This is a genomic window from Azospirillum brasilense, assembly GCF_005222205.1.
In the GTDB taxonomy this organism is placed as follows: Bacteria; Pseudomonadota; Alphaproteobacteria; order Azospirillales; family Azospirillaceae; genus Azospirillum; species Azospirillum brasilense_G.
Window position 1 is genome coordinate 54,290 of sequence record NZ_CP032350.1, and the last position, 13,742, is coordinate 68,031.

The 13,742-nt window shown below is 69.1% G+C and carries 10 protein-coding genes; 4 read left to right on the forward strand and 6 right to left on the reverse strand.

Going from position 1 to position 13,742, the window contains the following annotated elements:
* Nucleotides 1–29 precede the first annotated feature (29 nt).
* Entirely contained in the window at nt 30–2,204 is a 2,175-nt protein-coding gene (locus tag D3869_RS32425) for a glycosyltransferase family 4 protein (RefSeq protein WP_137143711.1), read from the reverse strand.
* A gap of 403 nt (nt 2,205–2,607) precedes the next feature.
* Between D3869_RS32425 and D3869_RS32430 the strand changes: the two genes are divergently transcribed.
* From D3869_RS32430 to D3869_RS32445, 4 genes are all read left to right on the forward strand, one after another.
* Nucleotides 2,608–3,621 (forward strand): GDP-L-fucose synthase family protein, encoded by a 1,014-nt coding sequence (locus tag D3869_RS32430; protein ID WP_137143712.1) that lies wholly within the window; start codon nt 2,608–2,610, stop codon nt 3,619–3,621.
* Between the two features lie 325 nt (nt 3,622–3,946).
* Nucleotides 3,947–6,184 carry a peptidase domain-containing ABC transporter gene (locus tag D3869_RS32435; RefSeq protein WP_137143713.1) on the forward strand — a complete coding sequence of 746 codons (2,238 nt, stop codon included), beginning with the start codon at nt 3,947–3,949 and terminating at the stop codon, nt 6,182–6,184.
* A complete protein-coding gene (locus D3869_RS32440; RefSeq protein ID WP_137143714.1) occupies nt 6,147–7,505 on the forward strand; it encodes an HlyD family type I secretion periplasmic adaptor subunit in 1,359 nt (452 codons plus the stop codon). The genes D3869_RS32435 and D3869_RS32440 overlap by 38 nt, the downstream gene beginning before the upstream one ends.
* 66 nt (nt 7,506–7,571) lie before the next feature.
* A complete protein-coding gene (locus D3869_RS32445) occupies nt 7,572–9,275 on the forward strand; it encodes a tetratricopeptide repeat protein (protein ID WP_137143715.1) in 1,704 nt (567 codons plus the stop codon).
* A 25-nt stretch (nt 9,276–9,300) separates the two neighbouring features.
* Here D3869_RS32445 and D3869_RS32450 read toward each other — a convergent pair whose 3' ends face one another.
* The 5 genes from D3869_RS32450 to rfbC all read right to left on the reverse strand — a co-directional run bounded on the left by D3869_RS32450 (nt 9,301) and on the right by rfbC (nt 13,671).
* On the reverse strand, nt 9,301–10,161 hold the full coding sequence (locus D3869_RS32450; RefSeq protein ID WP_137143716.1) for a GNAT family N-acetyltransferase: 861 nt from the start codon (nt 10,159–10,161) through the stop codon (nt 9,301–9,303).
* A gap of 7 nt (nt 10,162–10,168) precedes the next feature.
* On the reverse strand, nt 10,169–11,035 hold the full coding sequence (gene rfbA / locus D3869_RS32455; protein ID WP_137143717.1) for a glucose-1-phosphate thymidylyltransferase RfbA: 867 nt from the start codon (nt 11,033–11,035) through the stop codon (nt 10,169–10,171).
* Nucleotides 11,032–11,979 carry a dTDP-4-dehydrorhamnose reductase gene (gene rfbD, locus D3869_RS32460; protein ID WP_137143718.1) on the reverse strand — a complete coding sequence of 316 codons (948 nt, stop codon included), beginning with the start codon at nt 11,977–11,979 and terminating at the stop codon, nt 11,032–11,034. Before rfbD ends, rfbA begins: the two co-directional genes overlap by 4 nt.
* Nucleotides 11,972–13,054 carry a dTDP-glucose 4,6-dehydratase gene (gene rfbB, locus D3869_RS32465; RefSeq protein WP_137143719.1) on the reverse strand — a complete coding sequence of 361 codons (1,083 nt, stop codon included), beginning with the start codon at nt 13,052–13,054 and terminating at the stop codon, nt 11,972–11,974. Before rfbB ends, rfbD begins: the two co-directional genes overlap by 8 nt.
* A 68-nt stretch (nt 13,055–13,122) precedes the next feature.
* On the reverse strand, nt 13,123–13,671 hold the full coding sequence (rfbC, locus tag D3869_RS32470) for a dTDP-4-dehydrorhamnose 3,5-epimerase (protein ID WP_137143720.1): 549 nt from the start codon (nt 13,669–13,671) through the stop codon (nt 13,123–13,125).
* Nucleotides 13,672–13,742: the final 71 nt, after the last annotated feature.

The following is a 13,742-nucleotide window of genomic DNA, read 5'->3' on the forward strand; positions in this document are numbered from 1 at the left end:
CGGCTTGGCCCCGGCGGCCCGCCCTTCGGTCACGCCCGCATCAGGAAAAGCAGCTTTTCCACCACGTCGAGGCGTTGCAGGGCATCCTCGGCATCGGCCACGGCCACCGTTTTGGCGAGCAGGCCCAGGCGGCGGGTTTCCGGTGGCGGCGGCGCGGCAAGACGGTCCAGGGCGATCGCGATGCGCACCGCCGGGGCGCCTCCCATGGACACCGGCGCACAGTCCAGGCTGAGCATCGTCTCGTCGTCCTCCAGAACGGTAATGGCGGACGCTCCGCAGGCGCTTGTCATCGTCACCGCGGCGTCGCGAGCCCAGGACGGACGGACGACATGCAGGTGAACGCGCAGCCGGGCCGGTGCCGGGCGCCCGGCGGTGTCCAGCCCGAAGGACAGAAGGGCGTTCGGCCCGTCCATCCAGGCGCCCGCCCCGTCGGACGGGTGCCAGCCTTGCGCGCAGATCAGCCGGAGGAAGGGCGGTCGCCGCAGCATGTCGTCGAAGCCGTTCAGGCGGTCGAGGCGGCGCAGGCGCACCACCGCCCCCGGCTTCAGGCTCACCGGCGGCGGGCGTTCGCCGCCATCCCGGCAACCGGCCAGATAAGCCTGGATTTCCGAGAAAACGTTGTTGACCACCTCGCTCCATCGGCGCGGCACGAAGCGGGTCCGGATCGCCTCCTCCATCCGGGCGCGTCGGGCGTCGTCGAACAGGAAGGCCTCGATGGTCCGCAGCCCATCGGCTTGGTCCCGGGGGTCAAGGTAGGCCGCGAACTCCCCTCCGGCCTCGGGCATGGCGGAGCTGCGCGAGGTGATGCACAGCTTGCCATGCATCAGGCTTTCGCCCACCGGCAACCCCCACCCCTCGTAGAGGCTGGGAAAGACGGTGAACAGGCAGCCGCGGTAGAGAGCCTCCAGATCGGCGTCGTCGGCGTCGCCGATCTGCAGGACATGCCGGTCGAGGCCGCGCGTCGTCTCCAGGGCGTCGTAGAAGCCCTCGACGCGCCATCCCCGCCGGCCGGCCAGGACCAGCTTCGGCACCGCCTCCGGCCCATGCCTCCGCAGCAGCTCCTGCCAGATCGCCAGAAGATAGCCGTGGTTCTTGCGGATCTCGATGGTGCCGACGCACAGCACGAAGGGGCCACCGATCAGCCGCAGAAGAGACGACGGTCCAGCGGCGGGCCCCGGAGCGGAGGTTGCCCCATTGGCCAGCTCGTGCGCCAGCGGGACCGGGCGGATCGTCTTCGGCGGCTGCCCGATCCGCCGGTAGAAGCGCTCGACGTCGGCCGCCGTGTGGTGGGAAATGGTCAGGATCAGGTCGGCAACCTGCGAGACGGTGGAGAAGGCCGACAGGAAACCGCCCACCATGCCGGGATCGCAGTATTCCGGGTGGTAGAGGGGAATCAGGTCGTAGATGCAGACGCCGATGTGCACTCCCCGCCCGCGCAGGACGGCCAGCAGGGCGGGCGTGTGCGGAAAGACCCAGAAGGCGCCGAGCACGAACAGCATCTGGCCGGGCGCGATCGCCGCCTTTGCCCGGCGGGCCGGGTCGGCGATCATCCCGACATAGGCGCCCCAGTCGGCCAGCGGCACCGGCGCGTTGCCCGTCAGCCGGTCGACCAGGCGCCCCACGACGGTGGTCGGAACCTCGACATATTCGCCGCCCTCCGGGGGCGTCATGCAGAAGCGCACGCGGGATGACGTCGCCCCCGCCACGATCCGTACGATCTCGCATTGGACGCGCTGTATCCCGGACAGCGTCTTGTGAGTGCGCAGATAGAAGAGGAATTCCGAGAGATCGAGCCAGACCGCCGCCGTCCCGGCCGCCGGGTCCGCCGGTTGGCCGGCGGACAGATCGTCGATGGCGCAGCGCAGGGGAGCGCTCATCGGCACATCCCCGGCGCCCGCGATCGCGACCCGCAGGCCGTCCAACCGGCCATTTGGCAACCGGCCATCGGGCAGCCGGCCATCGGGCAGCCGGATCTCGAAGCCGTGCCGCCCCTGCCCCTTGCCGGCGGCTTCCAGATCATCGCGATAGCGGTCGGCCAGGACCGAGGCGACCCGTTCCCCGTGGAGGTGGAGATGGACCGTGACCGGCTCCAGCGATCCGACGCGGCGCGCCCAGCCGATCAAAGCGCCGTCCCGGATGCGGTCGGCGAATCCTTCGAAGAGCGCGGGACCTTCGGCGTCGCTTGGGGAAGGCAGGTCGTTCATGGTCGGGAGGCCTTGGATGGGGGGCCTTTGGAAGGAGGGGCCGGGCATGACCGCGCCGATCCACGAAACACGGCGGAGGCTACCGCCCCTCCGGCGACCCCGTCAACCGGCACGACCCCGCCCGCCTGGAGAGGATCGCCCGGACAGGATCGCCCCGGCACGATTGCCCAGGCACGATCGCCCTAGAAACCGGAACGCCACTCGGCGATGATGCCGGTCGGTATCCCGCCGGCTGCGGACACCCGGCAAAAGTCGGACGCTCATGAGGTTTGGCTTGCCCAATCCCGAACATCGTGGCAGGGGCACGGTCACGGGATGCTGGGCGGCCCAGCCTCGCCGTCGCGATCGGACGGCCCCGCGGCCGGGATCGTCGAGGGTGTAAGGAAACGGAGGACAACAAGCGATGACGACGGACACCCTTTTTCCCCTGGACGGCAAGCGCGTCTGGATTGCCGGGCATCGCGGGACCGTCGGTTCCGCCATCGTTCGTCGGCTTGAGCGTGAGCAGTGCGAGATCGTGACGGCCGGCCGGGAGACGCTCGATCTTGGCCGTCAGGCCGATGTGGAGGACTGGATGGCCGAGGTGCGGCCGGACGTGGTCTTCCTGGCGGCCGCCCTGGTCGGGGGCATCCATGCCAACAACAGCCTGCCCGCCGACTTCATCTACCAGAACCTGGTGATCGAGACGAACGTCATCCACACCGCCTGGAAGGTCGGGGTGAAGAAGCTCGTGTCCCTCGGCTCGTCCTGCATCTACCCGCGCATGGCCCCGCAGCCGATCCAGGAGGACGCCCTTCTCACCGGCCCGCTGGAACCGACCAACGAATGGTACGCGGTCGCCAAGATCGCCGGCATCAAGCTGTGCCAGGCCTACCGGCGGCAGCACGGTTGCGACTTCATCTCGGTGATGCCGACCAACCTCTACGGATACGGCGACAACTTCGACATCGAACACGGCCACGTCGCCGCCGCCCTGATGGTCAAGATCCACCGCGCCAAAACGGAAGGCGCCCCCAGCGTGGAGCTGTGGGGGACCGGCGAACCCCTGCGCGAATTCCTCTTCGTCGAGGATGTGGCCGACGGGCTGGTCTTCCTCGCCAAGCATTATTCGGAGGAGGCGCACATCAATCTCGGCTCCGGCCAGGAGATCTCGATCCGCGGCCTCGCCGAATTGCTGGCCGACATCATCGGCTATGAAGGCGAATTCCGCTTCGATCCGTCCAAGCCGAACGGCACGCCGCGCAAGATCATGGATTCAAGCCGGATCGCCGGCATGGGCTGGGTCGCGCCGACGACGCTGCGCGAAGGGTTCGAGCGGACCTACCGCTGGTATGTGGAGAATCTGGCCGCCGGGACCTTGCGCGGCCTGACGCCGCAACAACCGGCGCGCGCGAAACTGACGGTCGGATCGCATTGACGCGGTCCGCCGGACCACCGGGTCGCGGGACGGCCCGGTGGTCCGGCCCGCCTGTGGATCGCCGCAGGTGCGGCGGCTTTGGATGCTCCGCCGAAGGTCGCGGAGAGTCTCTGCGGAGACGGCAAACGCGGCGGCAGCCGATCCGTATGCGTTACGCCTGTATTTCACCCCTTAATAGTCACTTCCTCTTCGGATGCGCTCTGGGCCACATTGAACTCTCCCAAATTGAGCTCTCCAAGTGCGATGCTTGTATCCGATGAAGGGTATGCAGTACAGTCGCGCCGCCGGGTGAACCTCCGGAAGAGCGACCGGACACAGGGGCCAGATGCACACCAAGACCGCCACCGATCCACAGGGCTCCTCCTCCGAGGCAGCACGGACCACCAGCCTCCATGCGCTTGCCGTCGTTGCGCGACACCATGGGCTGCATCTTTCGATCGAACAGATCCGGCGTGACCACGGCATCGAGTCCGGAGAGCCGTCCACCGCGCTGCTGCTCAAGATCGCCGAGGAGAACGGCCTGACCGGCCGCCGCGCCAAGTTGAGCTGGAAGCATCTCGCGCGGCTGGACAAGGCCCTGCCGGTGATGCTGCGCCTGCGCGACGGCAGCGTGATGGTGCTGGTGTCCTTCCGCAAGGACGGAGCGGCCCCGGCAGCGATGCTCCAGGATCCGCTGAGCAACGACCATGCCTGCGTCGCCGTGGACGAGCTGCGCCTCGCCTCCGTCTGGGACGGCGAGACGATCTTCCTGAAGCGGCGCTACAAGGCCAGCGACGAGGAGCGGCCGTTCGGCTTCGCCTGGCTGATGGGGCAGATCGTGCGCGAGAAGCGGATCTTCCGCGACGTCGCCGTCTCCGCCCTGGTCCTCAGCCTGTTCGCTCTGGTTCCGCCGCTGATCTTCATGGTCATCCTGGACCGCGTGCTCGTCCAGCAGCGCCTGTCGACCCTCTATGTCCTGGTCGGGGCGATCGCCTTCGTGCTGGTGTTCGACACCATGTTCGGCTACCTGCGCCGCTATCTGGTGGCGATCGGCACGGCCAAGGTGGATGCGCGGATCAGCACCTACATCTTCGACCGCATGATCGGCCTGCCGATCGACTTCTTCGAGCGCACGCCGACCGGCGTCATCTCCTACAAGCTCAACGAAGTCTGGCGCATCCGCAACTTCCTGACCGGGCAGTTGTTCGGGACCATGCTCGACAGCATGACGCTGCTCGTGCTCATCCCGGCCATGTTCGTCATGAGCACGCCGCTCACCTTCCTGGTTCTGGGCGTGGCGGCCCTCATGTTCCTGGTGGTCGCCCTCTACATCGGCCCGCTGGCCCGCGCCTATCAGAAGGTCATCCAGGCCGAGCAGCGCAAGGGGTCCTTTCTCATCGAGGTGCTGCACGGCATCCGCACCGTCAAGTCGCTGGCGCTGGAAGGCCGCAAGCGCCACGACTGGGACATCCGCGTGGCCGAGGCGGTGCGCGCCAACACGGCGATGCAGCTTCTGTCCAACCAGCCGCAGACCATCCTGCAGCCTCTGGAAAAGGGCATCTACGCCAGCACCATGGCCGTCGGCGCCTATCTCGCCATCGGTGAAGGGGCGTCCGTCTACGGCGGTACGCTGGTCGCCTTCAGCATGATCGCCAGCCGCGCGACGCAGCCCTTCGTGCAGATCGCCAGCCTGATGCAGCAGTTCCAGGAAGCCCGCGGCGCCGTCATGCAGGTCGCCTCGGTGGTCAATCAGGCGCCGGAATACGGGCTCGGCCGCAACGGCGTCCGCCCGGTGATCCATGGCGACATCTCCTTCTCGGAGGTTCGCTTCCGCTATCCCGGCGCGCAGAATCCGGCGCTCGACGACATTTCCTTCTCCATCAAGGCGGGCAACGTCATCGGCATCATGGGCCGGTCCGGTTCGGGCAAGACCACGGTGACGCGCGTCCTGCAGGGACTGCACCAGAACTACGACGGCCTGATCAAGATCGACGGCGTCGACCTGCGCGAGATCGACCTGAACCACCTGCGCTCCAACCTGGGCGTGGTGCTGCAGGACAACTTCCTGTTCAACGGCACGATCCGCGAGAACATCATGGCCGCCAACCGCAGCGCCTCCCTGGAGGAGGTGATGCGGGCGGCCCGGCTGGCCGGCGCGGAGGAGTTCATCGAACGCCTGCCCCGCGGCTATGAGACGGTGATCGAGGAAGGCTCGAGCAATCTCTCGGGTGGCCAGCGTCAGCGCATCGCCATCGCCCGCGCCCTGCTCGTCGATCCGTCCGTCCTCATCCTGGACGAGGCGACCAGCGCCCTCGATCCGGACAGCGAGGCGATCATCAACAACAACCTGACGCGCATCGCGCAGGGCCGCACGATGATCGTCATCTCGCACCGTCTCGCCTCCCTGGTGAACTGCGACCAGATCATCGTGATGGAGCGCGGCAAGCTCTACGACATGGGCAAGCACGACGAGTTGCTCCAGCGCTGCGACGTCTACCGTCACCTCTGGTTCCAGCAGAACCGCCACCTTTCCCCGGGAAACACCCATGACCGCGCTCCTCTTACGCCGGCCGCAAACACTTGATCGGGCGGCCGAGCAGGCCATCAACGATTTCCAGGGCGAAACCGCGGAGATCACCGGTCAGCCCGAGCCCTCGACCGCGAGGTCGGTGGTCTGGACGCTCGCCGTCATGGTGGTCCTGTTCATCATTCTGGCCTCGGTGACCACGCTCGACCGCGTGGTCACCGCCTCCGGGCGGATCATCTCCCAGGAGCCGACGATCGTCGTGCAGCCGCTGGAGATCTCGCTCATCCGCTCCCTCAACGTCCGCGCCGGCCAGACCGTGCGGCAGGGCGACGTTCTGGCGACGCTCGACGCGACCTTCTCGGCGGCCGACGTCGCCCAGCTGGAGCGGCAGGTCGCCAAGCTGTCGGCTGAGATCGAACGGATGAACGCCGAGGCGGCCAACACGCGCTACACGGTCGCCGGCAAGGACCCGGACAAGCTCCTGCAGGAATCCATCTGGCGCTACCGCCAGGCGGAGTACACCGCCAAGCTGGCGAACTTCGACCAGCGCATGGCCACCCTGCAGGCGACGATCAAGAACAACCAGACGGACGCCGAGCATTACCGGTCCCGCCTGAAGATCGTCGGCGAGATCGAGACGATGCGGCGGACCCTGGAGAAGAACCAGACCGGCAGCCGCCTGAACTCGCTGATCGCCAGCGACACCCGCGTCGAGACGGAGCGGAACCTCAGCAACAGCGAGAGCACCATCCGCACCGCGTCCCACGAGCTGGAGGCGCTGCGCGCCGAGCGCGAGGTCTACATCCAGCAGTGGCGCAGCACGCTGCTGACCGACCTCTCGACCCGCCAGGTCGAGCTGGAGCGCGCCCGCGAGGAGCTGTCCAAGGCCCAGAAGCGCCGCGACCTGGTCGAGCTGCGCGCGGTGGAGGACGCGGTCGTCCTGGAGGTTGGGAAGTACTCCGTCGGTTCGGTGGTCGAGCAGGCCCAGCCGATCTACACTCTGGTGCCGCTGCGCTCGAAGCTGGAGGTCGAGGTGGAGATCGCCGGCATGGACCAGGGCTTCGTGAAGCCCGGCGACGAGGTGCAGGTGAAGTTCGAAGCCTACCGCTACGTCAAGCACGGCATGGCCAAGGGCGTGGTGCGGACGATCAGCGAGGACTCCTTCACCAAGCGTGAGGACCAGTCCCAGGTGGCGCGCCCCTTCTACCGCGCGCGCATCGAGCTGACCGAGGTGAAGCTGCGCGACGTGCCGGCCGATTTCCGGCTGGTGCCCGGCATGCCGCTGACGGCCGACATCGTGGTCGGTGAACGGACCATCATATCCTACCTTGTCGAAGGGGCCTTGAAGAACAGCTTGGAAGGCATGCGTGAACCGTAAGGGCACGAACCGCAGCCGGACCGGCCCGTCGACGGGGCCGGTTCCAAGGAAAGGGTGTTGAGGCCGATGCGCAAGCTTATCAAGGCCGCCGGGCGGCTGTTCGGGTCCGCATCGCCGGACGACGAACACGCCCGTGGCCTGAAAGCCAACGATCGCGGGGATTACAAGACCGCTCTGGAAGCCTGGCTGGCCGCCGCCCGCGAAGGTCATGCCGATGCCCAGTATTCCCTTGGCCGCCTGTACGATCAGGGCAAGGGCGTGGTGCGCAACATCGTCGACGCGGTCGGCTGGTATCGCCGGGCCGCCGACCAGGGGCACGGCGAGGCGCAGGCCCGGCTCGCCGAGATCTATTATTACGGCTGCGAGCAGCCGAAGGGCGTTGTCCCGACCGACGAGGCCCTGTCGGTTCTCTTCCCCAACGGCCTGAAGATCGAGCAGGATTACCCGACGGCGCTGCGCTGGGCGCGCGCCGCCGCCGAACAGGGCGTCGCCGGCGCCCAGGCCCTTCTCGGCTACATGCACGCCTCCGGCTTCGGCATCGAGCCCGACTACGCGGAGGCGGAGCGCTGGTACCGCATCGCCGCCGCGAAGGGCAACGCGGCCGCCCAGCTCGGGCTCGGCACGCTGCTGGCCGGCGGCTATGGCGGCACGCCCAACCCCGAGGCGGCGCACGAGTGGTTCCGCAAGGCCGCCGAGCAGAACAACGTCATGGCCTGGTACTATCTCGGCACCCAGTACGCCTCGGGGCTTGGCGTCGGGCAGGACCATGCCGAGGCGGTCACCTGGTTCCGCAAGGCCGCCGATGCCGGCGCCGCCGCGGCGCAGCGCGCGCTCGGCCTGCTGTACACGCGCGGCCTCGGCGTGCCGAACGACCCGCACAAGGCGGAGACGTGGCTGCGCAAGGCGGCGGTCCAGGGCGACGCCGAGGCGATGGTGCAGCTTGGCCACCTGAACAGCCGGGGCGCGGGGTTCCAGCCGAATCTGTTCGACGCGGCGATCTGGTATCGCGCCGCCGCCGAACTCGGCCACCGCGAGGCGCAGAAGATCCTCGCCCAGATGTATTTCGCCGGGTCCGGCGTGCCGCGCGACGAGGTCGAGGCGGTCCGCTGGCTGGAACGCGCCGCCGGCCAGGGCGACCCGCAGGCCCAGCTTCGCATCGGCGCCCTCTACGCCGAAGGGCGCGGTGTGGCGCGCGACTACGACCGGGCGCTCGACTGGTTCCGCCGCGCCGCGGATCAGGGCAACAGCGACGCCGTCTACAACATCGGCATGCTGCACAGCCTGGGCCTCGGTGTTCCGCGCGATCCGGCCGGTGCGCTCTCCTGGTACCAGCGTGCCGCCGAGCAGGGGAGCGTGCTCGCCCAGTTCCGCCTCGGCGCCATGCTCGCCTCCGGCGACGGCGTGCCCCAGGACTATCCCGGCGCCGCCCTCTGGTCGCGCAAGGCCGCCGAGCAGGGGCATGTCGGCGCCATGGTCAACATCGGCCGCTTCTCCATGCAGGGGTTGGGCGTGGAGCGTGACACCGCCGAGGCGCTTCGCTGGTTGAGCGCCGCGGCGGAGCAGAAGGAAGCCGCGGCGATGACCGCGCTTGGCGAGCTGTACGGCCATTGGAGCGACGAGAAGGACCTCGTGCGCGCCCGCTCCTGGCTGGAGCGCGCCGCGGCCCTCGGCGAACCGCGGGCGAAGTCGCTTCTGGAACGCCTCCCGCCGCCGCCTCCCGCTTCCGGGCAGGACGGCGGCCAGCACCGCGCAGCGGCCGGAGAAGCCTGACGGGGGGAGCCGGCCCCCGTTTCGCTCAAACCACCAGAACGCACCCGACGGACGGGCACCGCGCTGCCGGCACGATCGCTGGCAGCGCGATGGCCATGTGGCGGTGCGGTTCGCCCGTCACGGGCAGCCGGACCGTCCCGAGGTCGGCATAGCCCAGGCTCCGATAGAGACGCCGGGCACGGTCGTTGTGGGGCAGCACCGCCAGCTCCACCCGCGCGCACCATCCGGCGGCCCAGCGGTGCGCCGCCTGCATGAGGTGGCGGCCAAGCCCGAATCCGTGGACGTCCGGATGCAGCTCGATCCCCAGAGCGAGCGCCCCCTCCCCCGGCTCCGCCGGCCAGTCCGGACCGACCCGGCAGTGACCGACGATCGCCCCGGCCCGCTCAGCGGTCAGCCAGAAACGATCGGGCGCGGCAAGCCACGCCTGGACCGCGGCCATGTCGGGAACCGCGGCCTCGCCGGCCCCGTGCAGCTTGGCAAGGCCGGCCAGGAAGGCGTGCAGGCGGACCGCCTCCTCGGGCGGGACACGGCGCAGGATCACCGGGCCGAGCGCGGAAATCGCCGTGCGCGGCGCTCCCCGCAGCCGCAGATCGGGGAAATCCGGAAGCCGCACGTCCACCCGATGCTCGCGCCCGGCGAAGGCGTCGGGAGCCGCCACGGCGAAGCCGAAGCGGCCATCCCCCTTGCCGGCGGCCTTCAGGTCGTCGCGGTGCCGGTCGGCGATCGTCGTGATCGGATGTCCATCGAACAGAACGGTGACGCGCAGCCGCCGGCCGGGATGGTCCGGCAGCCATGCCCAGCCGGTCACCGTCTCCCCGACGCCCTCCAGGTACCCTTCCGCGCGTCCTTGAAGGCGCCCCTCGGGCTCGCCGGGCCGGGCGTGCATCGGGCGGCTAATCGGTCAGGAGGTTGAGCAGGTAGTTGCCGTAGCCGCTCTTGGCCAGGGGGCGGGCGATGCGGGCAAGCTGCTCGCCGTCGATGAAGCCCTTGCGCCAGGCGATCTCCTCCGGGGAACAGACCTTCAGCCCCTGCCGGGCCTCGATCGTCTGGACGAACTCCGCCGCCTGCAGAAGCGACTCATGCGTCCCGGTGTCGAACCAGGCGTAGCCGCGGCCCAAACGCTCCACGGCAAGCCGGCGGCGTTCCAGATAGACGTTGTTGACGTCGGTGATCTCCAGCTCGCCGCGGGCCGACGGGCGGATCGTCGCGGCGATGTCGAGCACGGCGTTGTCGTAGAAATAAAGACCGGTCACCGCGTAGTTGGACTTCGGCACCGTCGGCTTTTCCTCGATGGCGACCGGCACTCCCTCGGCGTCGAAGCTGATCACGCCGTAGCGTTCCGGATCGCGGACATGGTAGCCGAACACCGTCGCCCCCTCCGCCCGGCCGGCGGCGCGCAGCAGGGCCGGCTCCAGGTCGTGGCCGAAGAAGATGTTGTCGCCCAGGATCAGGCAGACATCGTCGCGGCCGACGAACTCGCGCCCGATGAGGAAGGCCTGCGCCAGCCCCTCGGGCTTCGGCTGCTCGGCGTAGCTCAGCGCGATGCCCCACTGGCTGCCGTCGCCCAGCAGGCGGCGGAACTGCGGCTGGTCGTCCGGCGTGGTGATGATCAGGATGTCCCGGATGCCGGCCAGCATCAGCGTGGACAGCGGGTAGTAGATCATCGGCTTGTCGAACACGGGCAGAAGCTGCTTGCTCGTCACCTGCGTCAGCGGGTAGAGCCGCGTGCCGGAACCGCCGGCCAGGATGATGCCTTTCATGCGCCCGCCCTCACGGTCTGGGAATGGTCGAGGATCTCGTCCAGCATCCGGTCCAGCGCCGCCTCCCAGTCCGCCGGCGCGATGCCGTAGGTCCGGGTGATGAGCGCGGTGTCCAGGACGGAATTGGCGGGCCGCTTGGCCGGAGTGGGGAAATCCGCGGTCGCGATGGCCCGCACGGGCGGGCGGCGGCCGATGCGCTCGGCGGCGCGGTCGACGATGCGCTCCGCGAAGCCGTGCCAGCTCGTGGCCGGCGCACCGGCGTAATGGAAGGTGCCGGGCGTCCAGCGGCGGGCCTCCGCGGGGGCCGGGGCGAGGCGCAGACGCGCTATGGCGGCGATCGCGTCGGCGATTCCGGCTGCCGGCGTCGGGCAACCGCGCTGGTCGGCGACCACGCGCAGCTCGTCGCGCTCACGGGCCAGCCGCAGCATGGTCTTCACGAAATTGTGCCCATGCGCCCCGAACACCCAGGCGGTGCGCAGGATCACGTGGTCGGCGGGCAGAAGGTCGCGCACCGCCTCCTCGCCGGCCAGCTTGCTGGCGGCATAGACGCCCTGCGGGGCGACGGGGTCGTCCTCGCGCCAGGGGGTGGTCTTGCTGGCGCCGTCGAAGACATAGTCGGTGGAGATGTGAATCAGCGGCACCCCGGCGTCGGCGCAGGCCCGCGCCAGATTGGCCGGTCCGTGCCGGTTGACCGCGAAGGCCGGCTCCGGCTCGCTTTCCGCCTTGTCCACCGCGGTGTAGGCCGAAGCGTTGACGACCAGGGCCGGACGGTGGGCGGCCACGGCCGCGGCCACCGCTGCCGGGTCGGTCACGTCGCCGTCCGCGCGGGTCAACCCGACCGGCCGCAGCCCCGGCGCCCAGGCGGCGCGCAGCAGCTCGAAGCCGACCTGCCCGCCGGCCCCGAAGACGAGGACGGTGCGGATGGGGAGCGCCGCCTCAGCCATGGGCGGGCTCGGCCGCAGGAGCGGCGGCCACGCCGAGACGCTGGCCGCTGTAGCCGTTCGCCGACAGCCGCTCCCACCAGGCGCGGTTCTCGAGATACCAGGCAACGGTGCGGCGGATGCCGGTCTCGAAGGTCTCCGACGGCCGCCAGCCCAGCTCGGTCTGCAGCTTGGTGGCGTCGATGGCGTAGCGGTGGTCGTGGCCGGGCCGGTCGGTGACATGGGTGACGAGGGTCCGCCGCGGACCGCCGGGAAGCGGACCGGCCATCTCGTCCACGAGGTCGCAGATGGTGTTGACCACGTCGATGTTGCGCCGTTCGCTGTCGCCGCCGACGTTGTAGCTCTCGCCCAGCCGTCCCTTGGTCAGAATGGTCCAGAGGGCCGAGGCGTGGTCGTCCACATAGAGCCAGTCGCGCACGTTCAGTCCGCTGCCGTAGACCGGAAGCCGCTGCCCCTGCAGCGCCTTCAGCGTCATCAGCGGGATCAGCTTCTCGGGAAACTGCCAGGGGCCGTAGTTGTTCGAGCAGTTGCTGGCGACCGTCGGCAGACCGTAGGTCTCGTGCCACGCGCGCACGAAATGGTCGGACGCCGCCTTGCTGGCTGAATAGGGGGAATTCGGCGCGTAGGGCGTGGTTTCGGAGAAGCGCCCTTCGTCGTCCAGCGTGCCGAACACCTCGTCGGTGGAGACGTGGTGGAACCGGAAGCCGTCCTTCTCCGCCCCCTCCAGCCCGCGCCAGTGATCGAGCGCCACGCGCAGCAGCGTCACGGTGCCGACCACGTTGGTCTGCACGAAGGCCATCGGCCCGTCGATGGAGCGGTCCACATGGGTTTCCGCCGCCAGATGCACGACCGCCGCCGGACGGTGGGCGGCGAAGACCCGGCGCAGTTCCCCCTCGTCGCAGATGTCCACCCGCTCGAAGGCATAGCGCGGGTCCTCGGCGAAACGGGCGAGGCTTTCCAGATCCGCGGCGTAGGTGAGCTTGTCGAGGTTGACGACCGACGCCCGCGTGTTCGCCAGGACCCAGCGGATGAAGGCCGAGCCGATGAAGCCGGCCCCTCCCGTCACCAGTATGCGCATCCCATTTCCCCTTTGCAGCGCCGCGCGGCGCGCCCTTCAGAACAGATCGCCCTCAAAACAGGTCGCCTTCAAAACAGATCGACGGCCGCAGCCAGGGGCGGCGCCACCATGTCCTTGTCCGAGACCACGGCCCCGGCCACGGACGGCCAGGCGATGCCAAGCGCGGGATCGTTCCACAGGATCGCCCGCTCGCACTCGTGAGAATAAAAGGCGTCGACCTTGTAGGCGACGATCGTGTCGGGCTCCAGCGTGCAGAAACCGTGGGCGAACCCCACCGGAACCAGCAGCTGCTCCAGCCCGTCGGCGCTCAGCTCCACCGCCACATGCCGCCCGAAGGTCGGGGAACCGCGGCGGATGTCCACCGCGACGTCGAGGATGCGGCCGCGCAGGACGCGGACCAGCTTGGTCTGGGCCTGCGGCTCCAACTGGTAATGCAGGCCGCGCACCGTGCCCGGCACGGCCGACAGGGACTGATTGTCCTGAACCCAGACCCGCTCCAATCCGTGACCGGCAAAGGTCCGGGCGCTCCAAGTCTCGACGAAGTAGCCCCGGGCGTCACCGAACCGTTTCGGAACGATCCGCTGGACATCGGGCAAAGCTGTGGGGGTGACCTGCATGGCGGAGCCGGAATCTTTTGAAGGAGTCAGCCTGTTATGACGGGCTAGAAGGGCTTTTCAAGCGCTTTGTG

Coding starts and splice junctions, on each gene's coding strand:
- D3869_RS32425 (WP_137143711.1), bottom strand. CDS start 2,204: ATGAACGACCTGCCTTCCCCAAGCGACGCCGAAGGTCCCGCGCTCTTC.
- D3869_RS32430 (WP_137143712.1), top strand. CDS start 2,608: ATGACGACGGACACCCTTTTTCCCCTGGACGGCAAGCGCGTCTGGATT.
- D3869_RS32435 (WP_137143713.1), top strand. CDS start 3,947: ATGCACACCAAGACCGCCACCGATCCACAGGGCTCCTCCTCCGAGGCA.
- D3869_RS32440 (WP_137143714.1), top strand. CDS start 6,147: ATGACCGCGCTCCTCTTACGCCGGCCGCAAACACTTGATCGGGCGGCC.
- D3869_RS32445 (WP_137143715.1), top strand. CDS start 7,572: ATGCGCAAGCTTATCAAGGCCGCCGGGCGGCTGTTCGGGTCCGCATCG.
- D3869_RS32450 (WP_137143716.1), bottom strand. CDS start 10,161: ATGCACGCCCGGCCCGGCGAGCCCGAGGGGCGCCTTCAAGGACGCGCG.
- rfbA (WP_137143717.1), bottom strand. CDS start 11,035: ATGAAAGGCATCATCCTGGCCGGCGGTTCCGGCACGCGGCTCTACCCG.
- rfbD (WP_137143718.1), bottom strand. CDS start 11,979: ATGGCTGAGGCGGCGCTCCCCATCCGCACCGTCCTCGTCTTCGGGGCC.
- rfbB (WP_137143719.1), bottom strand. CDS start 13,054: ATGCGCATACTGGTGACGGGAGGGGCCGGCTTCATCGGCTCGGCCTTC.
- rfbC (WP_137143720.1), bottom strand. CDS start 13,671: ATGCAGGTCACCCCCACAGCTTTGCCCGATGTCCAGCGGATCGTTCCG.